General features: G+C 39.7%; 23 protein-coding genes. 11 read left to right on the top strand and 12 right to left on the bottom strand.

Features of this window, described 5'->3' with window-relative positions; translation table 11 throughout:
• Nucleotides 1-5 precede the first annotated feature (5 nt).
• The 3 genes from SAE01_RS01405 to SAE01_RS01395 all read right to left on the bottom strand — a co-directional run bounded on the left by SAE01_RS01405 (nt 6) and on the right by SAE01_RS01395 (nt 4514).
• Nucleotides 6-2282 (bottom strand): GH92 family glycosyl hydrolase, encoded by a 2277-nt coding sequence (locus SAE01_RS01405; RefSeq protein ID WP_147201743.1) that lies wholly within the window; start codon nt 2280-2282, stop codon nt 6-8.
• Between the two features lie 312 nt (nt 2283-2594).
• Nucleotides 2595-3584 carry a PorP/SprF family type IX secretion system membrane protein gene (locus SAE01_RS01400; RefSeq protein WP_147201742.1) on the bottom strand — a complete coding sequence of 330 codons (990 nt, stop codon included), beginning with the start codon at nt 3582-3584 and terminating at the stop codon, nt 2595-2597.
• A 501-nt stretch (nt 3585-4085) separates the two neighbouring features.
• Entirely contained in the window at nt 4086-4514 is a 429-nt protein-coding gene (locus SAE01_RS01395) for a hypothetical protein (RefSeq protein ID WP_147201741.1), read from the bottom strand.
• A gap of 146 nt (nt 4515-4660) precedes the next feature.
• Here SAE01_RS01395 and SAE01_RS01390 point away from each other — a divergent pair, with 146 nt between their 5' ends.
• Both SAE01_RS01390 and SAE01_RS25165 read left to right on the top strand, forming a co-directional pair.
• Entirely contained in the window at nt 4661-4960 is a 300-nt protein-coding gene (locus SAE01_RS01390; protein WP_147201740.1) for a Uma2 family endonuclease, read from the top strand.
• The gene (locus tag SAE01_RS25165) at nt 4909-5259 is read left to right on the top strand and encodes a Uma2 family endonuclease (RefSeq protein ID WP_147202239.1); all 351 of its coding nucleotides are present in this window, start codon (nt 4909-4911) and stop codon (nt 5257-5259) included. Before SAE01_RS01390 ends, SAE01_RS25165 begins: the two co-directional genes overlap by 52 nt.
• Nucleotides 5260-5374: 115 nt before the next feature.
• On the opposite strand, the gene dnaK is transcribed toward SAE01_RS25165, so the two are convergent.
• Both dnaK and SAE01_RS01375 read right to left on the bottom strand, forming a co-directional pair.
• Entirely contained in the window at nt 5375-7288 is a 1914-nt protein-coding gene (dnaK, locus tag SAE01_RS01380) for a molecular chaperone DnaK (RefSeq protein WP_147201739.1), read from the bottom strand.
• A gap of 243 nt (nt 7289-7531) precedes the next feature.
• Nucleotides 7532-9097, bottom strand: a complete 1566-nt coding sequence (locus tag SAE01_RS01375; RefSeq protein WP_147201738.1) for an N-acyl-D-amino-acid deacylase family protein — start codon at nt 9095-9097, stop codon at nt 7532-7534.
• A 143-nt stretch (nt 9098-9240) separates the two neighbouring features.
• Here SAE01_RS01375 and SAE01_RS01370 point away from each other — a divergent pair, with 143 nt between their 5' ends.
• Nucleotides 9241-10029, top strand: coding sequence for a 3-keto-disaccharide hydrolase (locus SAE01_RS01370; RefSeq protein ID WP_147201737.1), 789 nt, complete (start codon nt 9241-9243; stop codon nt 10027-10029).
• 145 nt (nt 10030-10174) lie between these two features.
• Complete coding sequence (locus SAE01_RS01365; RefSeq protein WP_147201736.1) at nt 10175-10762, top strand: glutathione peroxidase; 588 nt, start codon at nt 10175-10177, stop codon at nt 10760-10762.
• 120 nt (nt 10763-10882) lie between these two features.
• Here SAE01_RS01365 and SAE01_RS01360 read toward each other — a convergent pair whose 3' ends face one another.
• From SAE01_RS01360 to SAE01_RS25035, 4 genes are all read right to left on the bottom strand, one after another.
• On the bottom strand, nt 10883-11041 hold the full coding sequence (locus SAE01_RS01360) for a lmo0937 family membrane protein (protein ID WP_147201735.1): 159 nt from the start codon (nt 11039-11041) through the stop codon (nt 10883-10885).
• A 231-nt stretch (nt 11042-11272) separates the two neighbouring features.
• Nucleotides 11273-13594: a hypothetical protein gene (locus tag SAE01_RS01355; RefSeq protein WP_147201734.1), complete on the bottom strand. Its 2322-nt coding sequence runs from the start codon at nt 13592-13594 to the stop codon at nt 11273-11275.
• Between the two features lie 230 nt (nt 13595-13824).
• Nucleotides 13825-14331 carry an outer membrane beta-barrel protein gene (locus SAE01_RS25040; protein WP_262713351.1) on the bottom strand — a complete coding sequence of 169 codons (507 nt, stop codon included), beginning with the start codon at nt 14329-14331 and terminating at the stop codon, nt 13825-13827.
• Between the two features lie 50 nt (nt 14332-14381).
• The gene (locus SAE01_RS25035; protein WP_170234049.1) at nt 14382-16202 is read right to left on the bottom strand and encodes an outer membrane beta-barrel protein; all 1821 of its coding nucleotides are present in this window, start codon (nt 16200-16202) and stop codon (nt 14382-14384) included.
• 276 nt (nt 16203-16478) lie between these two features.
• On the opposite strand from SAE01_RS25035, the gene SAE01_RS01340 reads away from it, so the two are divergent.
• The 5 genes from SAE01_RS01340 to SAE01_RS01320 all read left to right on the top strand — a co-directional run bounded on the left by SAE01_RS01340 (nt 16479) and on the right by SAE01_RS01320 (nt 21176).
• Nucleotides 16479-17303: a sugar phosphate isomerase/epimerase family protein gene (locus tag SAE01_RS01340; RefSeq protein ID WP_147201731.1), complete on the top strand. Its 825-nt coding sequence runs from the start codon at nt 16479-16481 to the stop codon at nt 17301-17303.
• A gap of 202 nt (nt 17304-17505) precedes the next feature.
• Nucleotides 17506-18762, top strand: a complete 1257-nt coding sequence (locus tag SAE01_RS01335) for a putative DNA modification/repair radical SAM protein (RefSeq protein ID WP_147201730.1) — start codon at nt 17506-17508, stop codon at nt 18760-18762.
• Nucleotides 18763-19530 carry a TIGR03915 family putative DNA repair protein gene (locus tag SAE01_RS01330; RefSeq protein WP_147201729.1) on the top strand — a complete coding sequence of 256 codons (768 nt, stop codon included), beginning with the start codon at nt 18763-18765 and terminating at the stop codon, nt 19528-19530.
• Between the two features lie 90 nt (nt 19531-19620).
• Nucleotides 19621-20580 carry an ROK family protein gene (locus tag SAE01_RS01325; protein ID WP_147201728.1) on the top strand — a complete coding sequence of 320 codons (960 nt, stop codon included), beginning with the start codon at nt 19621-19623 and terminating at the stop codon, nt 20578-20580.
• Between the two features lie 17 nt (nt 20581-20597).
• Complete coding sequence (locus tag SAE01_RS01320; RefSeq protein WP_147201727.1) at nt 20598-21176, top strand: D-sedoheptulose-7-phosphate isomerase; 579 nt, start codon at nt 20598-20600, stop codon at nt 21174-21176.
• Between the two features lie 33 nt (nt 21177-21209).
• Here SAE01_RS01320 and SAE01_RS01315 read toward each other — a convergent pair whose 3' ends face one another.
• The 3 genes from SAE01_RS01315 to SAE01_RS01305 all read right to left on the bottom strand — a co-directional run bounded on the left by SAE01_RS01315 (nt 21210) and on the right by SAE01_RS01305 (nt 24254).
• Nucleotides 21210-22679: a sulfatase family protein gene (locus SAE01_RS01315; protein ID WP_147201726.1), complete on the bottom strand. Its 1470-nt coding sequence runs from the start codon at nt 22677-22679 to the stop codon at nt 21210-21212.
• A gap of 28 nt (nt 22680-22707) precedes the next feature.
• A complete protein-coding gene (locus SAE01_RS01310) occupies nt 22708-23736 on the bottom strand; it encodes a nucleoside hydrolase (protein ID WP_147201725.1) in 1029 nt (342 codons plus the stop codon).
• 104 nt (nt 23737-23840) lie between these two features.
• Nucleotides 23841-24254 (bottom strand): OsmC family peroxiredoxin, encoded by a 414-nt coding sequence (locus tag SAE01_RS01305; RefSeq protein WP_147201724.1) that lies wholly within the window; start codon nt 24252-24254, stop codon nt 23841-23843.
• 42 nt (nt 24255-24296) lie between these two features.
• Here SAE01_RS01305 and SAE01_RS01300 point away from each other — a divergent pair, with 42 nt between their 5' ends.
• A complete protein-coding gene (locus SAE01_RS01300) occupies nt 24297-24626 on the top strand; it encodes a tRNA-binding protein (protein ID WP_147201723.1) in 330 nt (109 codons plus the stop codon).
• A complete protein-coding gene (locus SAE01_RS01295; protein ID WP_147201722.1) occupies nt 24627-25121 on the top strand; it encodes a methylated-DNA--[protein]-cysteine S-methyltransferase in 495 nt (164 codons plus the stop codon).
• Nucleotides 25122-25167 lie beyond the last annotated feature (46 nt).

The following is a 25167-nucleotide window of genomic DNA, read 5'->3' as shown; positions in this document are numbered from 1 at the left end:
TTTTTTTACTTCTTACTTAATGAAAATGGCTTGTCTTCCTCTCCCACGCCCCTACTCTCTTTTGGACGGTTAGCCATTATAAAGTTTAACGAACCTCCATTTGCAATATCACCATGGCTTAGCCAGTTGCGGCTATAATTTCTACCATTAAGAGTTGCCGATTGAATGTATACATTATCTCTATTATTGTCGCGTGCCTCAATAACAAATTTCTTCCCACCTTCTAAAGTGATTGTTATTCTATTGAACACCGGGCTGCCGATTACGTACTGGTCTGTACCTGGGCAAACACTGTAAAAACCCATTGCACTGAGCACGTACCAGGAAGATGTTTGTCCCTGGTCTTCATCTCCCGGATACCCATTTTCGGTTGAATTATATAGCTTGTTCATTACTTCCCTTACGTGTTGCTGTGCTTTCCATGGTTCACCCGCATAATTATATAAGTAAATCATGTGCTGGATGGGTTGGTTGCCATGAGCATATTGGCCCATGTTAGCCATCACCATTTCGGTCATTTCATGAATCATACTTCGATAAGAACCTACGTTTACTTTGTTTGGGGAAGAAAAAACAGAGTCGAGCTTTGCATTGAAGTTTTTATTACCTCCCATCAGATCGATGAGACCTTGCACGTCGTGAAATACTGACCATTGCCAGTGCCATGCGTTGCCTTCGGTAAAAGGTCCGCCCCATTCTACCGGGTCAAAATTTGCATTCCAATCGCCGTTCGCTTTTCGACCTCGCATAAACCCGGTAACCGAATCATACACGTTTCTATAATTATACATCTGGCGGGCAAAAATATTTTTATAAAACATATTTTTAGTAGCATTAGCCAGCTGGTAGCCGCAGAAGTCATCATATGCGTACTCCAGAGTCTTAGCTGTCGCTTCACCGTATTCAGGATAAGGAACATACCCTAACTGGTAATATTCTTTGAACCCGTGGCGACCATTTGAAGGTCCCCACGGACCCTTATTTGTTGCTTCGTGTAAATAGGCTTTTAATGCTTTTTCAGGATCAAATGTCCGGATACCTTTTACCCATGCATCTGTTAAAAGTGATATTGCATGATTGCCAATCATACTTCCGGCTTCGCCGGGAAAAGACCACGAAGGCAACCAGCCGCATTGCTCCTGTGCATCAATTAACGCCTGCATATAGCGGCCGTGCATGGTAGGATACATTAAGGCATTTAAAGGAAATTGACCTCGGAAAGTATCCCAGAAACCTGTATCGGTGAACATGTAGCCTTCATGAATTTTTCCGTCGTAGGGGCTGAAATAGTACGGCTTTCCATCTTTATCATATTCATAGAATTGCCGTGAAAAAAGACTTGCGCGGAAAAAGCAGGAATAAAAAGTTGCGCGCTCTTCTTCAGTACCGCCTTCAACCAGTATTCTTCCCAGGTGCTTGTTCCAAACTTCTGCCGCTGCGGCTTTTGTGTCTTCAAAACCTTTAAACCTCCCTAATTCAGCTTTTAATGTAACCCCTGCCTGCTCCTGGCTAATATAAGATGAAGCAACTTTGGCCTGAACCTTCTCACCAACTTTAAACTGCAGGTAAAGACCAATACCCTCTCCTTCACCCTCCGTTTTACCTTGCTGAATGCTATTCTTTCGATTCTCCCAGGTACCATAACTTTTAAAAGGCTTATCAAAAACAACTTCCAAATAACTTTTTATCAGGTTACCCTTATTGTTTTTATTGTTGCTGACGTAACCTGTAATCTTCCTTTCTGCAGGGTGGATTTTCAGACCACTCAAACCAGTGTACCCGTCTAAAACAAGATAAGCAGCACTATCTTTAGGGAAAGTAAAACGGAGATGCGCTCCTCTTTCAGTTGGCGCCATTTCGGTAACTATGCCGTTATCTAATTTTACTTTATAATAATTCGGCTTCGCGATTTCGTTTTCATGACTAAAGCTTGTTGCCCTATCGTTTTCATTTACTACTAGCCGACCAATTACAGGCATAAAGGAATAGACACAATAATCTGTTGTCCAAGAACTACACTGGTGCGCTTGTTGAAATCCACGTATCGTTTTCTTCGCATACTGATACTTCCATCCATCTCCATTTTTGCCGGTCTGGGGAGTCCAGGTATGCATTCCAAACGGAAGCGCTGTAGTTGGATAAGTATTACCTCGTGTAAGGCTAAAATCTGAATTCGTTCCTTGCAAAGTATTTACGTAATCTACCAGTTGTTTGTCCTTAGCCTCAGTCGTAATTACGAAAAGCTGAAATAGTATGTGGAAATAGATAATTTTCTTAGTCATGATTCTATATTAAAAGCCCTGGAGTAGTCACCTTTGTTTGGGCTTGAAAAATAAATACTTTGAAACAAATGGAAGGTTATTTTCAAAATAAGAGAATGAGGCTGTTCAGCAATAAGGTCATCTTCCTCACGTCGTTGACTTGTTTCTTTATTTAGCAATGATCATTAATAAGTATTCGCTGGTGGATAGAAATTAAAAAACCAATAAGTGTCAAACTTATTGGTTTAATGCGATTGAGAAAATTTTTTGTTACCTATTATTAGAGAGTGATAAGTAAAAGAAATAACACTGAATGAGTTGCTTGTTGCAGTACTACAATGTTAGGGTCATAGAAATTTCGCCCCTGCTCACATTGTAGGTTGCCCTATTGAATGGTTGTTCGTAACTGGCCATTATCCTGATTGCGTTATTGTTTAAACCAAATCCAACAAGAGGTGTAACAGTGTTTAGCGAACGTGTAGACAGGCCTGCATAAAGAGCAGAAGTTTCACCAACAAATCTTTCTAATGCGGCGCTATAAGTATTTTCGACCAGGGTAGGATTATTAGTCGTGATGCCTAAACCTTCTTTCCACATCATAGAGGAAAGCTGAAGCTCATTCTGTTCGTCAAGAAAAATTTTAGTGTTGATATTGAAACATACACGGCGGGGTAATTTAGTAGGATGACTAGTCAGGTTATTTACAGGTGAGAAAATGTGGTAGGCAGACACACCACCCTCAATTGTTATCAACTCGTCTTCATAAGTATACATTACTCCTACATTAAAATCTTTGTAGCCGTCTGTCTTTGATATCGGCACTCCAGCCATGTCAAATCCACCACCTGATATTTTCCGGCTATAAGTTGTTTTTGAAGCATTAACAGTACCATTTGCAAAAGTAACCTGGGCACCAAAACTTAGCATGTGCCGGTCTTCAACATCTAAATAAATATGCTTTGCGATAGAGGCGCTTAAGTACTTCGCGGTAAGACAAAATTCCTTTTGGAAGTTTTGATAATAACTTATCCCAACCCCTAAACTTCCGTTCTCCTGCTCAATTTTATGATCACCAAATATTAGAGCATGATTTAAAGTAGCGGAGTCTGTCTTCTGGTTACTTATAATTGAGCCTGCCCTAAATGTTCCATGAATTTTTCCGGTAGTTGCCGGATTATAGAAACTTGGTGTCGCTTTATATTGCGATAACTTAAGATTTTGCGCAGTTGAAGAAAGAATTATTGAACAAAAAATAACTAAAATCCCAACTCGTTTTTTTACTTTTTTGTAGACCATTTGATTTTCATTATTAAATACTTTCATAGGATATTGTGTCTATAACGCGAAAATGATAGCTGAAGTATTATCTAAATTCACTATTAACTTATTAGTTTGATCCTTTTGGCAAGAGAAATGCCTGAAATAGCAAATGCCAAATAATTACCTCCATTATTTCTCATCCTAAAAAGACTTAAAACGTAATGCTCTTAATTCTAAGGCTTTAGATCGAGTAGCGGGACCTGTTGTGTTGTCTTAATTTTTTTTAATTGAGAAATAACCCTTGCTTATATAGCTCGTTTCCTCCCATCGTAGAACGAGTTTCCAGATTAGGGAAGGAAACAAAATAGGCTAACGTTATACCTGAGAATGGTACAAGTAGATGAAGAACTTTTAAATTAGTGATACAGCGAGGAATTAATTTAAGGATGTATCAAAGGGAGATGCAGAAGGTGACAGAAACGTTGCTGTCGCTATTGATAAAATAGGAAGACTTTTTAAAAAGAGGCTAAATGTAACAACTGCTTTTAGCCTCTTTTTATTCCATTACTTATTTACCGCATTCCAAACTGCGTTGGGTACATCAAGTAAATATTTAAAATCACCCCTGATTGCCTTCAAGGCATATCTTTCTTTCTCAATTTCAGCCCGAGTTCTAAATCCGAGTTTTCTAAACACAGTGAGGGGACGATTTCTTCCTCTTACAATATTTGCCAGAGAAAGAAGCGAAGTAGCAAGGGGCAATGCCAACCACTTTTTATTCACCGTTAACGCCAGGATAACTCCTGCGATCGTTAGAGCTGTACCTTCTGTCTGCATATAGCTTTCAAGATCCATCTCGGCATCGAGTTCCAGAAGCCGCGCATCAATTTTTTCCTGGTCGTGATAATATTCATTCAATTGATCCTGTATAGCCAGTTCCACCGGGGTAGAATGTTCAAGCGTAATATCTGTTTCCTGGTTAATATTTTCCATGAGTCTCCTTTTTGGAGTTATTCTTTCATAATTCGTACCAGTGCTCTATCTGCAATGTTCGAGGCTGTAAACTTTTGAATTCCCGCAGTCATGTGGTCTACATTACTCCTACTGGTATCAATAATTAATTAGTTGTAAATTGTAATATGGAAATTAGAGAACCGTTCGTGGCATACGGCAAAAAGCATTTTACGATAGCAGAATATCTTGAAATGGAAAATGTGGCGACTAAAAAAAGTGAATATTTCCAGGGAGAAATATTTGCAATGTCAGGGGCCAAGCTTTCCCATAATGTTATTGCAGTAAATACCTTAACCAGCCTACACTCCAAATTAAAAGGCAAAGGATGTCGTCCCTTTGGTAGCGACATGCGGGTTCATATGAGGAAAATACTCTGTTCACATACCCTGACGTCTCCGTCGTTTGTGGCAAACCTGCAACGCTAAATAACGATAACTTTAATTTACTCAATCCAGTAGTGCTCATTGAAGTTTTATCAGATTCTACCAAAAGCTACGACCGGGGTGATAAGTTCAAGCTATATAGAGATATTCCAACTCTTAAAGAATATATTTTGATAGACTCAATAAATGTCGCAATTGAATGCTGGAGGATAAATGGAAATGGTTATTGGGAATTGGAGGAATATAAAAGTATTAATCAAGTTCTATTAATTGCTGCAATTCAAATATCTATTCCTCTCTTAGAAATATACGAGGGAACAGATTTGGTACAAGCCCAATAAAAATTAACTGTTCAAGTGAGTGACACAACGATGTCCAAGAAACTTCAAATGCCAATAAACAAAAAGCCCACCTCTAAGAGATGGGCCTTCAACTTTTATATACCTTATCAAATTCTTATTTCACTTCTTCAAACTCAGCATCAGTTACATGCTCGCCTTGACCAGTTCCGGCATTTGGACCTTGTTGTCCGTTACCGTTACCACCTGGTTGACCACCACCTGCATCTTGTGTCGCTTTATACATGTCTTCGCTTGCAGCAGTCCATGCATTGTTCATTTCAGCTAAGGCAGAGTCGATTTGAGCAATATCCTGAGACTTGTGAGCGTCTTTCAATTTGTTTAAGGCACTTTCAATTGGCGCTTTTTTATCACCAGGAATTTTATCTCCATACTCTTTCAGTTGCTTTTCAGTCTGGAAGATCAAGCTATCAGCCTGGTTGATTTTCTCAACCCTGTCGCGAGCTTCTTTATCAGCAGCTTCGTTCGCCTTAGCCTCATTCTTCATTTTTTCAATCTCTTCTTTGCTTAAGCCGCTACCAGCTTCGATGCGAATATTTTGAGATTTTCCGGTTCCTTTATCTTTTGCGCTTACGTGTAAGATACCGTTAGCGTCAATATCGAAAGTTACTTCAACCTGAGGTACGCCTCTTGGAGCTGGTGGAATACCATCCAAATTAAACATACCTAAGCTCTTATTTTGATTTGCCATTGGTCTTTCACCTTGCAATACATGAATTTGTACGCCTGGCTGATTATCGCTGGCAGTAGAGAAAACTTCAGTTTTCTTAGTTGGAATAGTTGTATTGCTTTCGATCAAACGGGTCATTACACCACCCATTGTTTCGATACCAAGGCTAAGCGGAGTAACATCTAGCAACAATACATCTTTCACCTCACCAGTCAATACTCCACCTTGAATAGCAGCACCAATTGCAACAACCTCATCCGGATTAACACCTTTGTTTGGCTTTTTACCAAAGAATTTCTCAACGATTTCCTGTACCCTTGGTATACGTGTACTACCACCTACCAAAATAACTTCGTCAATTTGTGAAGTATTGTAACCTGCATCTTTCAACGCAAGTTCACAAGGCTTTAAACATCTTTGGAATAAATTGTCGCTTAATTGTTCAAACTTAGCACGGCTCAATTTCTTCACAAGGTGCTTAGGAACGCCATCAACTGCAGTGATATAAGGGAGGTTAATTTCTGTTTCTGAAGAAGAACTCAACTCAACTTTAGCTTTTTCAGCAGCTTCTTTCAAACGCTGCCAGCTCATTGGGTCTTTTCTCAAGTCGATGTTTTCATCTCTCTTAAACTCTTCAGCCAACCAGTCCATGATCACTTTATCAAAGTCATCACCACCAAGGTGAGTATCACCATTAGTAGATTTTACTTCAAATACACCCTCACCTAACTCCAATATAGAGATATCGAAAGTACCACCACCAAGGTCAAATACAGCAATCTTTTGATCTGAATGTTTTTTATCAAGTCCATAAGCCAGCGCCGCAGCAGTAGGCTCGTTTATAATACGGCGAACATTTAAACCGGCAATTTCACCAGCCTCTTTAGTAGCCTGGCGCTGAGCGTCGTTAAAGTAAGCAGGAACAGTAATAACTGCCTCGTTTACCTCGGTACCAAGATAATCTTCTGCAGTTTTTTTCATTTTCTGCAAAATCATTGCGCTTACCTCTTGCGGAGTATATTGACGACCATCTATGTCAATACGAACAGTATTATTGTCACCTTTTACAACTTTGTAGCTCCAGTGCCCAGTTTCAGTTGTAACCTCATCAAATTTATGACCCATGAAACGCTTAACGCTCATGATGGTTTTTGCAGGGTTAGTAATAGCCTGACGCTTAGCTGGATCGCCGACTTTACGTTCACCGTCTTTTATAAAAGCAACGATACTTGGTGTAGTTCTCCGTCCCTCATCGTTGGCTATAACCACCGGCTCGTTACCTTCCATTACGGCCACGCAACTATTGGTGGTTCCAAGGTCAATGCCTATAATCTTTCCCATAATTTATCCTTTTGATTTAATAATTTGTCTTACCTGTGTCAATCATTATGCCACTTGGATTTTATGTGAAAAATTGGCAGAGAAGTAATAAAACGATAAAAACTGTCGTAATGTGAAGGAAGAGAAAGACATTTTGTTAGTGTGCATGAGAGCTTAATTCAACATCGTTGTGTCACTCACTGCAACTGAATCACCTGTTTGAACTTAGGCTTTATGCCAAAGAATTATGGTTGTCGTACTGGTCTAAAAAGTATTAGACTTTAATGTTCTTCCATTTCTTACCGTGTTTTGTACACCATTGTCAACACACACCTTACCATTTACCAAAACGTATTTAAAACCCTGTGTGTACTGATGGGGCTTATCAAATGTGGAAAGATCCTGTACCTCTTTGTCATTAAAAATAAGAATATCTGCTGCAAAGCCTTCCTTTAACAATCCCCGATCTTTTAGATTGAACTTTTGAGCGGGCAGCGAAGTCATTCTCCTTATTGCCTCCTCGAGACTGATCACTTTTTCATCTCTTACGTATTTAGCTAAAACCCTTGCATTTGTTCCATACCCTCTTGGGTGAGGTACGCCACTATTAAAAACCCTGATGCTGGCATCAGATGCAAACATGTCAAAAGGATATCTCATAATATTCTTTACATCATCTTCGCTCATTCCATGAAACACCATTCCTGCCCCGCCCTGTTGCATCATGTCCATAATCGTTTCGGCTTCATCCTTCGCCTTGTGTTTGCGGCCTTTCATTAAGTTCACCTGCTCAATGCTTTTACCATTATAAGAAGTATCAGCTTTAAACGATGCCACTACAGGGTAACTAAAATGCTTTAGTTTACGCCGACGCAGTTTTTTAATCATGTATTCTGAGATCTGCTGTCTTACTTCCGGTCTTTGCAACCTTGCATTAATTGAATCCTGTCCGTCAGATAGAACCCGGTCAGGCAATAAAGTACTTAGCGAAGTGCTGCTGGCAGTGTAAGGATATTGGTCGATGGTGACATCCAATCCCTCGTTCCTCGCTTGCTTCACCAGACCTAAAGTTTCATCAGATCTTCCCCAATTTTGTTGACCGCTTAGTTTAAAGTGAGAAATTTCGACTGGCATATTGGCTTCCCGTCCAACCTGTATAGCTTCATTTATTGCAAAAGCAACACTGTCGGCCTCGTCCCTGATGTGTGAGGCGTATACCCCATTGTATTGGGAAGCAACCTTTGCCAACGCAACCACTTCCCCAGTCTTAGCATACGTACCGGGGATATAAATAAGCCCTGTGGAAAAGCCAACAGCTCCAGCTTTCATCGCCTCTTCAACAAGGGCTTTCATCCGGGTCAATTCTTCACCGGTCGGTTCCCTGTTCGCTGTACCTAACACTGCTTTACGTACGTTATTGTGCCCGATAAGAGAAGCCACGTTAATCGAAAGCTTTACGCTGTCAAGCTTAGAAAAGTATCTGTTAAGATCAACACTCGACGATCCACAGTTCCCGGTGACAACGCTCGTTACTCCGTCATAAATAAAATTGCTTGCTAGTGGATTTGCATTTTCATCACCTTCAATATGAGTATGCACGTCTATAAAACCGGGCGATACAAACATGCCCGATGCATCGATTTCCTGTGCAGCCTTCAGGTTTTTGAACTTTCCAATTCGAACGATTTTTCCATCCTTTATTGCGATATCTGCATAGTACCATGAGTTGCCCGTACCATCTAGAATCTTTCCGTTTTTGATGATAATGTCTACACTGATATCGTCGGGAATGGCAAAGGAAAAAAGAAATAAGACCAGGAGAAATCGCATGAGAAAAGTTTGCGACTAAGTTAATGGTAGTTAATATACGAGTGACGCTTTACTTCTTAAGAAAGACGAATTTCCTTAAGCTGCGCTGGCTTAGAACCTTCATGAATTTTTATTGTTTCCTATTTTAAAGTTATCATTACAACATGAAACATCTAAGACTTCTAGTGCTGGTTTTGCCATTTCTATTGCAGGCCTATAGTTCAAAGAATATTGCAACGAAAACTAAGAATGCAAAAAAATGGGTTACCCTATTTAATGGAAAAAACCTCAATAACTGGAAACCCAAAATTGTTGGTTTTCCACTTGGCGAAAATTTCGGCAACACCTTTAGAGTTGAGGATGGCATTCTAAGTATTCGGTACGACAAGTACGACAGTTTCAGAAACAGGTTTGGCGCTTTATACTATATTAAGAAATTTGCCAATTTTCGGTTGAAAGTAGAATATAGGTTTGTAGGTAACACAACTCCCGGTGCACCTTCCTGGGGGTTTAAAGATGGAGGCATTCAGTACCACTGCCAATCTCCATCAACTATAGGACTAACACAATCATTCCCAGTTTGTCTAGAATTTAATTGTCACGGAGGAAACGGCAAAGAAGAGCGCCCTACTGGTGAAGCCTGTATTTCCGGAATGACTATCCTGGTCAATGGCAAAAAAAATGCTTCCAACTGTACATTGCCAGATATAAAAAAAACCTTCCATGGTGAAGAATGGGTTACTGCCGAAATTGATGTAAACAATGGAAAAATCAGGCATTTTGTAAATGGCGAAAAAGTTATTCAATACGAAAATCCACGTTTAGACTCCACGAATGCTTTAGCCAAAAAATTAATCATCGCAGGAAACGATGTAGTAAAGGATGGATATATTTCCCTTCAGTCTAACAGTCATCCCATGGATTTTAGAAAGGTTGAGATAATGGAGTATTAACGGGGAGAATTTCCTCAAGGCTGGTTTTTTTGGATTTTAGTACATAAAGAACCAAAATAATAACTGTGAATACAGCCAGGTGGAACTGATTTTGAAGAGGCAAACTCGACGAACACTTTTGTTAACTCATTAAAATTGCTAGAGCATGACTGCAAGACAAACAATCTTAAAAAGCTTTTATCCAGTGTTGATGGAAGCGGGAAAAATATTTGGATTGAGAGCTGGTGTTAAAAAGAATAGGAACAATATAGAACCACAAACCTCATTTTATGATCTTACGGCAACTTTAATAAACGGAGATGAAATATCCTTTAAAGATTTTAAAGGGAAAAATATGCTAATCGTAAATACAGCATCGGATTGCGGATATACAAATCAATTAAGCGACTTGAAGAAATTGCACCAATTATATAAAGACCGGTTAATAGTTATCGGATTTCCTTCTAATGATTTTAAGGAACAAGAAAAATTATCTAATAATGATATTGCCTCTTTCTGCGTGGTAAATTTTGGTGTATCATTTTTACTCGCAAGTAAAAGCGAAGTAGTTAAAGGGGCTAATCAAAACGAAGTTTTCGCATGGCTGTCAGACCCAGGTAAAAATGGTTGGAACGATAAAGCGCCCGAATGGAACTTCTCAAAATATTTAATAGACAAAAAAGGAGTACTAACTTATTATTTCGGTCCGGGAGTAGAACCTCTCAGTAAAGATATTACTACCCAGCTTGCTTAAGCAGGAAAAGGAAAACACACTTTGGTCACATTACTGAGCTGCAAATGTTGATAGGCCCCTCTATAAAATAAAAAAAGGGTTACTAAAAGTAACACCTTTAAATATTGTAATTCACTTCAACTAGATACTCCTGTTGCCGCCAATTAGTTTTAGCAGGAAGATTATAACCGCTGCTACTAAAAGAATGTGTATCAGACCACTGCTTACGTGGAAGGCGAAATAGCCCAATAACCAGGCAACAATTAAAATTACCGCGATTACATACAAAAGGTTACCCATGACGAAAAGTTTTTAGTTTTATAAAATAATACCCGTTGTTGCTTTTATAAAAATACCTTGCCAAACACTTTTTCAGTAGAGTATTTAGAATGCTTTGTCATCAAACTGCTTAATGTCTTGGTAAGGCTAAAACTCCGCATAGGTCGGTTGTATACAAGCGCCACCGCGCACTTATCATCTTTTATGTTGAATAAGTGACCCATAAAATTAGAAGAAAGTTCTACATTAGAATTATAAGCTCCTATTAAGAAACTTATCGCCAGTAATATTCAAAGTAAGTTTTGTCTTTTTTAATTGATCTTCCATTTCAAAAACAAACACTTCATTAGGCTCAATTTTCGGCTGGTTCTCAGTTACAACTACAAAAGGAAATTCTTTTTTGGAAGTAGTTGCAGAGGAAGAAATATAACGAGGATTTAGTTTTTTCAATTTCCCGAAGTTTGGGATGTATGTCATCTGCAGAGTACCAATATTAAAATCGTTTGGACTGTAATTTTGAACAAGGAATTTGAAAAATGTATTTCTGCCGTTCGTGGAAATCCCTTGAAAGGTTAGCTTCACATCGTTATTTACATCAGCTATATTGTAAGAAGCTGGTTGCATTAGAACTTTTTGACTAAACTCTATATTTTCTTTGTTATTGTCCATTTCAGCAGGCGCGTCCGTACTTTGAATGGCGATAGGTTCATCTAAGGCATTAGTAGAAGTTTGAGGTTGGGAGTTGTTTGATACGAGGCCAGGCTTTTTTGCGTCCACCCCAGCTGAAGCTACATCTAACGTTTTTGAAGTTGTTGACTTAGACGCTGTACCCTCTTTTTGTCCTGACTGTGTGTTGCTTGCTGAAGACCCTGTTCTTGCAACGCTCGAACCGGTTGATCTAGGTTTTGCCTTGTCCAAATTTCTTTTGATAACAATCAACTCATTGTAAATCGCTTTCTGTTGTACAGGCGTTGGGTTTAAAGTCAACACTTCATTATATAGGTTTAGCGCCTTTTCCCAATCCGATGCATTAATAGCTTTGATGGCACTTTCAATTAAAGCATTGAACTTCTCTTTTCTCGCTAGCTCGTTGGTAGTAGTAAGTACCTCGGTACCTTTTAAATCACCATTGTTTTGTTCGCCGGCACCTAATGTTCCAGTTGTATTTGTAGTGGCAGCTAACCTTTTTGCTTCATTTTCCTGTGCTATTCTTTTATTTTCTCTTTCTAAAGCAAGTCTTTTATTTTCAGTTTCTTGCGCCAGTTTCCTCTCATTTTCCTGAGCAACTCTTTTACTCACAGTTTCCTGAGCCAGTCTTTTATCCTCTCGTTCTTGTGCTAGCCTTTTTTCATTTTCTTGCGCTAGTCTTTTGTTTTCATTCTCCTGTGCAATTCTTTTATTTTCAGCTTCCTGGGCTAATTTTTTTTCGTTTTCTAGAGCAAGTCTTTTACTCTCATTCTCCTGTGCCACTCTCTTATTCTCTCTTTCCTGCGCTAACTTTTTCTCGTTTTCCTGTGCTAGTCTTTTATTTTCGTTCTCTTGGGCAATTCTTTTGTTCTCAGCTTCTTGTGCAAGCTTTTTTTCGTTTTCAGAAGCGAGTCTTTTACTTTCATTTTCCTGGGCTATTCTCTTATTCTCTCTCTCTTGCGCTAACTTTTTTTCGTTCTCGCCAGCAATTCTTTTGTTTTCACTTTCTTGTGCAATTCGTTTATTTTCTCTCTCTTGTGCTAATTTTCTTTCATTCTCCAATGCTATTCTTTTATTCTCGTTCTCTTGCGCAACTCGTTTGTTTTCAGCTTCCTGAGCCAGTCTTTTAGTTTCATTTTCTTGCGCTATCCTTTTCGTTTCATTCTCCGCGGCAAGTTTCTTTTGATTCTCCTCAGCAATTCTTTTGTTCTCATTTTCCTGCGCTTTTCTCTTTGATTCTTCAGTTTGATTTTTTACCTCAGGCTGCTTTTGTTGCGCTATCGGATTTTCAACCTTTACTTCCTTTTTAGGTTGTTCAACCGGGCGAGTAGTTACAGGTCTATTGTTTGTTGGAGTGCTAACAACTTTGTTTGTTGGTGTTGGGGCAGTTGCAGTGGACGTTGTTTTTGCAACTAAGTTGTTAGCATTTTGCTTCGCATACTCAATCACTTGTAGCTTCTGTCTTACAAAATCTTCCTGCGATTTAACTGGTTTTAAAGCCAGTACCTGGGTATAGTGCACTTTAGCACTGTCGTAATTCTTTTGCATTACCTCATTCTGCGCCTGGTTTAGAAGTATGTTGATATCCGCTTTTCTCTTTAAGTCAAGATTATGCAGTCTTATTTCTTCCATTGATTTAATGGTATTGACCACATTGTAAAGCATCCTGATAGCGCTTGGATCGCTTGGACGTAGAGCAACTGCTTGTGTATATAGTGCTTTGGCAGTTTGAAAGTCCTCTTTAACAACAGCGTCGGCAGCTCTTGAGAGTAAGTCTTCAAAGCTGCCAGGTACCGTCTTTTTGCTTAAGCTATCCGTCTTAACATCCTGCGCCACAACCAATAATGTTTGGAAAAGGAATAAAATAAAGAAAAAGTACTTTTTCATCTTACTAATATTATCTAGATATTATTTAAAATTCGTATTCAACGTCGTATGAATATACCGTAAAAATACTTAAGATACCTATCCGTCTCCCTCTACGATATGCAAAAAATAATAAGACTTTCTAGTGTAGGAATTAGTTTAAAATGATTAACGGCGATATAAATCACGCAATGAAGGAGTTGTGTCGATTTCGTTGTTAGGGCAAACTGGTGTTGAAAAGTGTTAAACCTTTAGGGATTATTCGGCTTATCGGGGCTCTCAATATTAAAGAGATTACTCTCCTCCTTTTTTCTGAAGCCAAAATTATAACGGATGTTTACGCCCACACGTCGTGTATCTGCCTCGCGATAACCTGCCGCATTTACCGTTCCCTCGCTGAGACTGAACCTGTTGTTATTTGTAAATAAAATATCTGTGGCGCTGATAGAAACCATTAATTTTTTGTTTAGAAACTGCTGGTTTAAGCTCAGGTTGAGAGCGCCAAAAGAACTCAATTCATAAAACTGGAGCTGCCCGTTGAACCTTGCAAAGCCGTTAAGAGTTAGTTGAGTAGTCGGCGTAATCTTTAAAGTCTGGTATGTAAAAACAGACCAGCTGGCCCTTTTAAACGAGAGCGGTTTACTTTCATACAAGCCGTTGTAAAAATTCTGATTATACTGGGCACCGGCCACAACAAAATACTTCTTGCCTGGTATTGCCCCTAATATTCTAAAATACATCTCCTTATTGGTACCCAGGTTGTCATACGTACGATATGCAAGACTTCTACTGCTATCCGCCTGGTAGATTACATTCGTAAAATGTCTTTAGTGTTATTTACTCCAAGGGCAAAGATTGGCCTTTCATTTACCGAAATGTTAGCCTCATAGTTTTGCGTGAACTGAGGTCTCAGGGCGGGATTACCGGTTTCAAACAGATAAGGGTCAATATATCTTGGGAAAGGGTTCAATAAATCGTACGAAGGACGGCTGATAGTGCGACGATAAACAAGATAGCCCTTCAGTTCGTAGCCCATTATGGTCATTAGGTTCCGGCTGACATACACGTAAGGAAACAGATCGGTGCGGTGTATGTTGAAAGAGGTGTCTTTGGGCACCAGTTGTTTTCCTTCCATATTGGTGTTTTCTGCCCGCACCCCCGCTTTTATGATTATTCCTTTTATGTTCTTAGAAGCTTGAAAGTAGCCTGAATTTATATTCTCACTATATCTGAAACCCGCGGTGCGAAAATTATCGACAACACTACTTCCATTTACCTTTCTGAAATACTCCGCGTTATTTTTAAAACCGATTAAAGTTGATTTAAAGCCTGTTTCTACCACGATCTTCTTCGGAAGTTTAAACAGTACGTTAGACGCAAGGCTCAAAAAATTAAATTTTGTGTTGACATCCCCATTGCCGGCAGAGGGCGAACGGCTTGGAATAATAAAACCTGTGTTGAAGTTCTGGCTGGATGTGTTAGGGTTTGCTGTATATGAAAGATCATTTGTCCATTCAGAACCGGCGCTATCAATTTTGAATTTTGTTGAAATACTTTGAGAAAGGGAACTACTGTTTGCTTCGGTTTGAACATTAGCAATGTTGCTGGTTACTACCTCCTTTGAGCTGATTTTTGAAATTTCAGATCCGTTAACGGTATTATTTTTCGAATTACTAAGGCTTATTCTACCATCATAAGTGACCTCCCACTTCTTACTTAATTCATACCCAAATCCTCCACCCACATAAAAGGTATTACCCGGATACCGGGTATAGGCATCTTGTTTTAGTATTGAGTCTGCAGCAAACAATCGATCAGTTTTAATTTGATCATAACTATTTCGCCGGCTAGTCTGTACGTTGATATAACTATTTAATTTACCCGCGCTATTATTAAGGCTTATACCCGCAAACTGATTTCCATAAACACCCTGGTTAAATCCTGTATTTAAACTTCCGGTCAAACCAATTCGAACGCCTTTTTTTAGGACGACATTTACAATTCCTCCTCCACCGCTCGCATCATATTTAGCAGATGGTGTCCGCAAAATTTCCACATGTAAAATAGAACCAGGAGGCAGACTTTTAAGCATCGTGGCAATGTCGGTTGTGCTCATTCTCTGTTCGCGGCCGTTAATATAAATTTTTGCGGGGGTGATACTACTTAAATACACATTACCATCCTGGTCGACATACAAACCTGGTATCTTTTCCAGTATTTCGAAAGCATTTGTACTACTTGCCGCGAGGTTTTCAGGGTCTACAATTGTCTTGTCATCCTCCTGTCGCATAATCGGTTTTGTAGCGGTTACCGTTACTGAGCCGACAGCCTTCGCCTCTGCCCTTGCTGTAACCGTGAATATATTATTACCGGTGACCATAACGTTCTTTTCGGTTTGAGTGTAACCAACAGAAGAAATCTTGAAGAGGTAACTTGAGCCTGGTGTAAGTTGAAGCACTGCAACACCACTGCTGTCGGTAATCTTCTGGGTGCTTTTGGTAGAGTCGCTTGGCAGACTTGCTCTTACTGTCGCAAAAGGTATTGGGAGTTTTTTTTCATCAACAACAATAACGGTGACTGAACTGTGCTGAGCAAGAACGTGGAGGCTACATGCTGTCAGGACCAACATCACAATACATTTTGACAAAAGACCCGATGTTACCTGCATAGAAAAGTTCTGAAACTGTTTAAGCGGTAAAAATAAGGTTAGGTATGAAAAGTTACCGAGTTTAACAACGTTGGAAGTAATGATAAATTATACCATTGCCCAAGTCGAAGAAACATAGGGATACTATAATTTTCAACGCTACTTTACCAATTATCAATAACTTCAAGTCTTCACCATAACCACCTTTTCGGTATGCGTGTAGTCGCTTTTATTTAAACTCTTAAAGATTGTCATCTTATGCTATCACGACGTGACTTCATTAAAACTTCGGGAACTTTTGCGGCCGGTACTTTTATGCTGCCCGCAGAATTTAGGAAAACAAAAAATGTAGGAGTTCAACTCTATTCAGTAAGGAAAGAAATGTTAGCTGATGCAAAAGGCACATTAGAGAAACTTGCGAAAATTGGCTACAAAGAATTGGAGTCGGCAAGAAGCCAAAAAGGAAATTACTATGGACTAGCCCCCAAGGAGATCAGAAAAATTGCATCTGATCTTGGGATGACTGTTAGAAGTGGGCATGTAGGAATAGATAAAGACTGGCTAAAATCAGTGGACGATGCGGCTGAAGCCGGGCAAACCTATTTGATTTGCTCCTCAATGCCATCGCACGGGCAGACGGTTGAAAATTATCAAAAGACAGCTGATATTTTTAATAAAGCGGCAGAAGATTGTAAGAAAAGGAACCTTATTTTTGGTTATCACAACCACGAAGAAGAGTTTGAAAAAGTGGACGGACAAGTGTTGTATGATATTTTGCTGGATAGAACAGATCCAAAGTTGGTAAAGATGGAAATGGATCTTGGTTGGTTAGTGGTAACTGGAAATGATCCATTCAAGTACTTTGAAAAATATCCTGATCGTTTTCCTCTGTGGCATTTGAAAGATATGGATCTCACAAAAAAGAATAGTGTTGAATTTGGAAAAGGAGGCGTGGATATTAAAAAGCTGTTGAAAAACGGGGATAAAGCTGGAATGAAATATTATTTCGTAGAACAGGAAGAGTACTCTTCTTCAGCTTTAGAGAGTTTAACAGACGATATGCAATATTTGAAAAAATTATAGATGGAGCCCAGTTTATGTTCCTAACCCAATTCTTAGATTGGCGGAACGGATAGACCAGAGTACAAGTATGTGACACAACAATGTTGAATTAAGTTTCCAAAGTTGACAAGCAAATCTTTCAAGTACAAGAAGGCATTTAATTGCCTTTTTGTTTAGATCCTTTTACTAACATTTATAGTATATTTGTACTAATACTATTAGAATGAGTGAAAGGCTAACCGAAAAACTTTCTATACTTGCTGACGCAGCCAAATATGATGTATCGTGTTCTTCGAGCGGGAGCAGTCGGAAAAACGAAAATAAAGGATTGGGAAATTCTAAAGGCGTGGGTATCTGTCATGCTTACACTGAAGATGGACGATGCGTCTCACTCTTAAAAATTTTGCTTACCAACCACTGCATTTTTGATTGTGCGTACTGTGTAAGTCGCAAAAGCAACGACATTAAGCGCGCGGCTTTTACTGTGCAGGAAGTAGTTGATTTAACCATCAATTTTTATCGCCGGAATTATATTGAGGGATTGTTCCTTAGTTCAGGCATTTTTAAAAATGCTGATTATACGATGGAACGATTGGTACGAATTGCAAAGAAATTAAGACACGAGCACAACTTCAATGGTTACATACATCTTAAAGCCATCCCGGGAGCAAGTGATGAGTTGTTGAAAGAAGCAGGCTTGTATGCTGATCGATTAAGCGTAAACGTGGAGATGCCAACGGAGCAAAGTCTGAAGTTATTAGCGCCCGACAAGAACCGGAAAGATATGATTGCTCCCATGAAATACCTGAAAGGGGCAATTGAGGAAAACCGGGAAGAAAAGAGGCTCTTTAAAAAGGCACCGTTGTTTGCCCCGGCAGGACAAAGCACTCAAATGGTGATTGGAGCAACGCCTGAAAATGATATGCAGATTTTGTGGATGGCGAACCAGTTTTACGAGAAGATGAAACTGAAGCGGGTGTATTATTCCGGGTACGTTCCTATCAGCAATGATAATCGCCTTCCTGCTATCGGAACTCCGGTTCCTATGATCAGGGAGAATCGGCTATACCAGGCTGATTGGCTTTTACGCTTCTACGGTTTTAAGGTGGAAGAAATTGTAAACTACGACAACCCCTTGCTCGATACTGATATTGATCCTAAGCTGAGCTGGGCACTTCGCAACCTTCACTTGTTTCCTCTTGATATTAATAAAGCAGATCTTTCTATGATCATGCGTATTCCAGGGATTGGGGTTAGCTCGGCTAATAAGATTGTAGCTGCCCGAAAGTTTAATAAATTAAGTTGGGACAATTTGAAGAAGTTTGGCATCGCTGTTAACAGGGCCCGCAATTTTGTTACTTGTCAAAGCGATCATTTTAGTTTTAAAGATTGGATGCCTCAACAAATCAAAGAGCGAATTTTGCAATCGGGAACAAGTAAGTATACGCCGAACTTCTCTCCGCAACTTAAATTGTTTTAGATGGTCACCATTACTTACGATGGCACTTTTGAAGGTTGGCTGACGGTTGTATTTGAAGTGTATGAATACAAATTTGCTGACGTAGAAATTTGTAAGAAAGAGCTCTTCCAGCCAAACGTTTTCAATAAACATCGGGAGAGTCAGTTTGACCAACAAAAATTTACAAGAGTATGGAAAGGCCTTGCTGCAAAACTTTCCACTTCTGCCCTATCAGCGTTATACAAAACGTTTTTATCAGAAGAAAAAGGAATTGAAAACGTATTATTGAGTTATGTACAATACACGCTCAACAGCAAGCAAAGTATCGAAAGAGATTATTCTAATGCTACAGTTTTAAAGGTCGCTCAAACAGCAAAAAGAGTATACCGCGAAAGTCATCGAATGGAAGCCTTTGTTCGTTTTCAATTGACTGCGGATAATTTATATTATGCCATTTGTCAGCCTGACTTTAATGTGTTGCCACTTATTCAGAAACATTTTAAAGAACGATATGCCGATCAACGTTGGCTGATTTACGATAGCAGCAGAAACTATGGTATCTACTATAATCTTTCTGTTGTAGAAAATGTTGTGATGTCGTTTGATGAGCAAACCAACAAAGGAAAAAATATTGAAATTATAACCGACGAAAAGGAAGAACTGTATCAAAGATTATGGCAGCAATATTTTGCCAGCGTAAACATAGCCGCGAGGAAAAACATGAAACTTCATATACAGCACATGCCTAAAAGATATTGGAAGTTCTTACCCGAAAAGCACGCCTTTTAAGCTTTTAAAAAGTATTTCTGCCTTTCTTCAAAAACGATCATGTCAATCAAGTTATTATTCTAATTTGGCGATCCATTTACCATACTGTTTATGCTGGCAGCGAATGACGACATTTTTATCGGAATTGAAATTGGAGGCACTAAACTGCAACTGGTTACCGGTGATAGGTTTGGAGCAATTAAAGAGAGAATTCGATATTCGATAAATCCACAAGAAGGAGCGCCCGGAATACAAAATCAGATTAAGGAAGGAATAGAAAAGTTATTGTTGGAAAATAAGGTGAAAGCTATCGGAGTTGGCTTTGGTGGCCCGGTAGATTGGAAGACAGGTGCTATTCAATTATCTCATCAAATTGAAGGCTGGGGAAATTTCAATTTAAAAACATGGCTGCAAGAATTGTTGGGCCTACCTGTGGCTATTGACAACGATGCAAATACTGCAGCCCTTGCAGAAGCGATTCATGGATGCGGCAAAGATTACAACACAGTCTTTTATATGACCATAGGGAGTGGCATCGGTGGCGGAATGGTCATCAATCAAAGAATTTATCATGGGCGAACGCCGGGTGAAGTTGAGATTGGTCATATCCGACTCGACAAAAACGGATCTACCATCGAAAGTCGGTGTTCGGGTTGGGCGGTCAACAAAAAAGTAAGGGAACATATAGCCACGCATCCTGAAAGCAGGCTTGCTCAATTGTCTAAAAACTCAAATGCTCCGGAAGCTTATCTTCTTACTCCCGCTTTGGCAGAAAAAGACGGCGATGCTATTACAATTTTGAACGAAGTAGCCGATGATATTTCTTTTGGCTTGTCGCATGTCGTTCATCTTTTTAATCCCGAAATCATAATTATTGGTGGTGGTCTGTCATTGCTGAAAGACCATCTCAGATTACCCATTATTGAAAAACTGCCGGATTATCTTCTTAAGGCCTTGCTGCCTGCTCCAACTATTGTAACAGCTTCGCTTGTTGAAGATGTTGTACCGGTGGGAGCTCTTGAACTTGCAAAAGAAGCTGCTCAACTTTATAAGAAATCAATTAACACATAAACCAAAACGATAACGATATGAAAGATTTTGTTCAGAATTATATCAACGATCACAAACATGCATTAGAGTCTATACCAGTTGAAGAGGTAGATAAAATTATTTCTACTTTTCAAAGAGCATTGCGGGAAGACAGGCAAATCTTTGTTTTTGGAAACGGAGGAAGTGCAGCAAATGCTTCACATTTTATAACAGACCTGGGCAAGGGTGCATCTGACTTTACCTATCGCCGCTTTCGCTGCCTTTCAATCAACGACAACGTTAGTTGGATAACAGCAATAGGAAATGACTATTCTTATGACGACGTTTTCCTCCGCCAGTTGCAAAACTATGCACGCCCGGGAGACATCGTTTTTACAATGAGTGTAAGTGGTAACTCGCCAAACCTTGTCAAAGCGGTGGAATGGTGTAAACAAAACCAGGTTTATTCAATTGCATTAGTAGGCGCAAAAAGAGGCAAACTAGCAGAGCTTGCCGACCATAGCGTTACTATTGATTCCGTTCACTACGGTCGCGTTGAAGATTGTCATATGCATATCTGCCATATGATCTGCTATGCTTTTATTGAAGAAAAGGAACTGCAGGTCGAACCTAAGTAAGTATCATTACGGCTAGTTGACGTAAAAATTATTTCATTCATAATTCCATTTCGAAAGCCACATATCGTGCGTCCTTTCCTGGAAATGTCTGAGCTTGTCCTGCATTCTTTTTAATTCATGCTTGTAACCAACATTATCAGCCAGGTTGTTCAATTCATTTGGGTCCTTATCCAAATCATATAACTCGAACTTTGGGCGCTGTAGGTAAGACTGAACGGTCCTTTGTCCCAACTTGCCGCTCTTAGTTTTTGTGATACTTTGCCATGTGTAAGATTGGTAAAGATCAAGCGCCATTGGGTACTGTAATTTCCAGGCGATATTATAAATGAGCTTATAACGTCTTTCACGTAATACCCGCATGGGGTAGTACATCATCACTTCATGAAAACTGTGCGATGCGTATACTTCATCCCATCCTTTCACTGTTTCCTGCTCTATTATGTTTTTAAAAGATCTTCCCTGGAATTGTTTAATACTACCAGTAAAGTCAGCGAAATCTAAAATGGTTGGAGTTATGTCAACCCATGAAATCATGGCATCATTTACAAAATTTTTCCTGCTAGCATTTGGTAGCTTAACGATACAAGGCAACCTCATACCAGGCTCGTAAAGATTAGTCTTTGAACCAGGAAAGGGTGAGCCGTTATCAGAGATATAAATAATGACCGTTTGCTCATATTTACCGGCAGCTTTTAAATTACTAATGAGGCGACCAACGCCCTGGTCCATCCTGCTAATTGCCTGGTAATATTGCGCCAGCTCTTCGCGACAAGCCCTGGTATCAGGTAAAAAAGATGGTACAACTACATTAGCAGGATTGAAGGTGTTTTCTACGACCATAGGATAGGCTTGCGTTCGATTGCCAAAAGCATTTGGCCGGGAGCCATCAAAAAACGGAGTACCATTCGCAAGCACACTGTTACTACGATGGGGATCATCGGTAGCATAATATAAAAAAAAAGGTTGTTCAGAAGACTCACTAAACACTGGGCTACAAAGATCGGCCATTTCTACCGGGCTTCTTCCGATAGACGCGGGGTTGTTAACCGCTCCCTCCTGCAAAACTTTTTGGAAATGATAAACAGGTTCCGGAGCTACATGCAGTTTGCCAATACGGGCTGTGCGATAACCAGCCTTTTCAAGCAACACCGGCAGAGAAAGAATTTTATCGAAAGAACTGAAATGATGCTCCTGGTGCTCCAAACCGTACATTCCGTTTGAATGACTTTGCATACCTGTGAGAATAGCGGACCGACTTGGGCTGCAACTTGACACCGTGCAGAAAGCGTTTGAAAAGCGGGTACCTTCAGAAGCTAGTCGATCTATGTTGGGTGTTTTCACGACCTTATTCCCATAACAACCAACAGCTTCACGACCATGATCGTCTGATACAATTAAAATAATATTGGGACGTGATTGCTTGCCTGGTCGTGCGTCAGAAACATTAACCAAAAAAGCGCTCAGAATAATTGTGAGGAAAGCCTGCAAACTAGTACCAGACATTTTTAAAAAATTTACAGTTACGGTAAACTTATCTAGAAAACAATGAAAGCTTCGCAAAGAAGTCACTAAACATTAGGTTAGTATCAAGCCAATCATATACCCTTATGTTTCGACCCTTATCATTAAACTCATAGTCGCCTCTGTCATTAATTCTCGGCGCCAGCTTTATTACATACCGGCTCGACGAGGGATCAGCTTCAAAAGAAGATTGCAAAGCCGTAAGCAATACGAGAGGGCTATCACCCATTACGTACGTCTCGCCAATGTTCAACCCGAACTTACCAATCCTGTTCATAATAGCTTCAATTTTTCCTGCTAAGTACTTTCCAACTTCACCTTTTGATTTGATGTTATACAGGAGCTGCGCATACGATAACAAACACTGGCGGTAGGCATTTCTTGGAACCTGCCACAATGAGATTGAAGACTTATTGAAAACTACTTTCGCAGCATTAATATCGATGTTGAGGTTATACTCGGGAGAAGAATAATTAGGTGGCGGAAAAGCAAGATCGAGGTATTCGGGACCGCCGATCCAAATGAGTGTTATTTTTTTCGCAATCTCCGGCTGCGTCAATACTGCGCTCGCAATTTCTGTAAGGCCGGCACCACAAACAACATACAAAGGGCTTTTAGTATCAGCACGCATTGCTTCTTTGATGATGAATTGTACCGCTTCACTTTTCACCGGCGTGCTATCATTAATCATTGCTGTATTTGATCCCGCAATGACCGGTATGTTAGACGAAGGTTTTACCAACCTTATAATTTCGAGTGCTTGTTTTGCCGCGTTATCGGCTTGTGTTTTCGAGTTGTCGAAACCATCACGAGCATTTAGATGGGAGCCGATAACAGCCCTGATGTCTACGGAGGGGGATAATAAATGATGTACCAGCTGAAACAACCCATCAGGATCGCCGCTAAAGTCGTTATCGATAATAACCCTGCAGCGAGGCTTTACGAAATTTGAATCAAAAATATTACTGGTTTGGGCAGAAGCAGCTATAACGTTAAGTCCAACAATTAAGAAAGCTGCTTTGAAGATTGTAGAGAGCATCCAGGATGTTTATAGCAGCAAGATAATATTTATTAAAGTGGAATTAGCAGCGGAAGCAGTAACCACAAATCGCAAAGCTTCCAATGCTAATTCCACAAAAATTCTTATCCTAGTTTGGCTTCCATAGTAATATTTAGAGCGCTATAAGCTTTGCTTACAGGGCAATTTTCCTTTGCATTCTCAGCGCATTTTTGAAATTCCTCTTCGCTGATACCAGGTATTGTAGCAGTAACTCTTAACTCCGAAGTTGTTATAACTCCGTTTTCGAGAGCGATAGCACACGTAGTTTCAATCTTTTCAGGGGTAAAACCAGCTTCGCCTAAAACAAAACTGAGCTTCATAGTAAAACATCCTGCGTGAGCGGCTGCCATAAGTTCTTCAGGATTTGTTCCCACGCCCTCTTCGAAGCGTGACTTGTAAGAATATTGGGTGCTGCTTAATGTTGTACTTTGAGTACTAAGCGTTCCTTTACCTTCTTTACCGGAACCGTTCCAAACGGCAGTTGCATTTCTTTTCATACTTTTTGTTGTTTAGATTTGATTTTTAAAAAATTGGTTTCAATGATTTCATGGGAAGAATTCGAAAAAGTTAACATTCGAACAGGAACAATTGTCGAAGTTAACGATTTTCCAAAGGCCCGAAAGCCGGCCTATCAATTGAAGATTGACTTTGGGCCATCGGGTATAAAACATTCCTCTGCGCAAATTACCACTCATTACACGAAAGAGCAATTGCTGGGCCAACAGATCGTCGCTGTCGTAAACTTTCCTCCAAAACAAATTGCCAATTTTTATAGCGAATGTCTTGTGCTTGGTGTGTACGATGCGAACAACGACGTCATTTTACTACAACCGGAAAGAACTGTCGAAAACGGAAAAAAAATAGGCTAAATGAGTGAGATCAACTTTACATATTATCAATCTCCTTTGGGCCTTTTAAAGGTAGCCGGTACCGAACATTACATTACAGAGATTTCATTTATCGATGAACAAAACACTCCTGTAAATACCACTAGCGATCACCCTTTGTTACATCAATGTATAGAGGAGCTGATAGAATACTTTAACGGAAAGCGCCTGTCATTTGATATGCCTGTTCACCAGAAAGGAACTGACTTTCAAAGCAAAGTATGGGGTGAACTGCTGAATATAGAATTTGGAAAAACGATTAGTTATATGACACTTGCAAAACGTCTCGGCGATCCTAATTGCATTCGGGCCGCTGCCGCAAGTAATGGAAAGAATCATGTTTGCATTGTTGTTCCGTGTCACCGGGTTATTGGAAGCAATCAATCGCTGGTGGGGTATGCAGGAGGATTATGGAGAAAGAAATGGCTGCTTGACCATGAAAATAAGTTTGCCAATGGAGTACAGACTTTATTTTGATGAGTGATTGACAGTATAGATAGCAACTGTAGATGAAGGAAAATAT

The sequence above is a fragment of the Segetibacter aerophilus genome (assembly GCF_007991655.1).
GTDB lineage: Bacteria > Bacteroidota > Bacteroidia > Chitinophagales > Chitinophagaceae > Segetibacter > Segetibacter aerophilus.
This window is presented reverse-complemented; position numbering and strand designations above follow the sequence as displayed.

Excerpts from the sequence above, each read along its gene's own strand:
- SAE01_RS01375 (WP_147201738.1), bottom strand. The coding sequence starts at position 9,097 with ATGCGATTTCTCCTGGTCTTATTTCTTTTTTCCTTTGCCATTCCCGAC.
- SAE01_RS01365 (WP_147201736.1), top strand. The coding sequence starts at position 10,175 with ATGACTGCAAGACAAACAATCTTAAAAAGCTTTTATCCAGTGTTGATG.
- dnaK (WP_147201739.1), bottom strand. The coding sequence starts at position 7,288 with ATGGGAAAGATTATAGGCATTGACCTTGGAACCACCAATAGTTGCGTG.
- SAE01_RS01315 (WP_147201726.1), bottom strand. The coding sequence starts at position 22,679 with ATGTCTGGTACTAGTTTGCAGGCTTTCCTCACAATTATTCTGAGCGCT.
- SAE01_RS01320 (WP_147201727.1), top strand. The coding sequence starts at position 20,598 with ATGAAAGATTTTGTTCAGAATTATATCAACGATCACAAACATGCATTA.
- SAE01_RS01340 (WP_147201731.1), top strand. The coding sequence starts at position 16,479 with ATGCTATCACGACGTGACTTCATTAAAACTTCGGGAACTTTTGCGGCC.
- SAE01_RS01405 (WP_147201743.1), bottom strand. The coding sequence starts at position 2,282 with ATGACTAAGAAAATTATCTATTTCCACATACTATTTCAGCTTTTCGTA.
- SAE01_RS01355 (WP_147201734.1), bottom strand. The coding sequence starts at position 13,594 with ATGAAAAAGTACTTTTTCTTTATTTTATTCCTTTTCCAAACATTATTG.
- SAE01_RS01395 (WP_147201741.1), bottom strand. The coding sequence starts at position 4,514 with ATGGAAAATATTAACCAGGAAACAGATATTACGCTTGAACATTCTACC.
- SAE01_RS01370 (WP_147201737.1), top strand. The coding sequence starts at position 9,241 with ATGAAACATCTAAGACTTCTAGTGCTGGTTTTGCCATTTCTATTGCAG.
- SAE01_RS01400 (WP_147201742.1), bottom strand. The coding sequence starts at position 3,584 with ATGAAAGTATTTAATAATGAAAATCAAATGGTCTACAAAAAAGTAAAA.
- SAE01_RS25035 (WP_170234049.1), bottom strand. The coding sequence starts at position 16,202 with ATGTTGGTCCTGACAGCATGTAGCCTCCACGTTCTTGCTCAGCACAGT.
- SAE01_RS01360 (WP_147201735.1), bottom strand. The coding sequence starts at position 11,041 with ATGGGTAACCTTTTGTATGTAATCGCGGTAATTTTAATTGTTGCCTGG.
- SAE01_RS01300 (WP_147201723.1), top strand. The coding sequence starts at position 24,297 with ATGATTTCATGGGAAGAATTCGAAAAAGTTAACATTCGAACAGGAACA.
- SAE01_RS01335 (WP_147201730.1), top strand. The coding sequence starts at position 17,506 with ATGAGTGAAAGGCTAACCGAAAAACTTTCTATACTTGCTGACGCAGCC.
- SAE01_RS01295 (WP_147201722.1), top strand. The coding sequence starts at position 24,627 with ATGAGTGAGATCAACTTTACATATTATCAATCTCCTTTGGGCCTTTTA.
- SAE01_RS01330 (WP_147201729.1), top strand. The coding sequence starts at position 18,763 with ATGGTCACCATTACTTACGATGGCACTTTTGAAGGTTGGCTGACGGTT.
- SAE01_RS01305 (WP_147201724.1), bottom strand. The coding sequence starts at position 24,254 with ATGAAAAGAAATGCAACTGCCGTTTGGAACGGTTCCGGTAAAGAAGGT.
- SAE01_RS01390 (WP_147201740.1), top strand. The coding sequence starts at position 4,661 with ATGGAAATTAGAGAACCGTTCGTGGCATACGGCAAAAAGCATTTTACG.
- SAE01_RS01310 (WP_147201725.1), bottom strand. The coding sequence starts at position 23,736 with ATGCTCTCTACAATCTTCAAAGCAGCTTTCTTAATTGTTGGACTTAAC.
- SAE01_RS01325 (WP_147201728.1), top strand. The coding sequence starts at position 19,621 with ATGCTGGCAGCGAATGACGACATTTTTATCGGAATTGAAATTGGAGGC.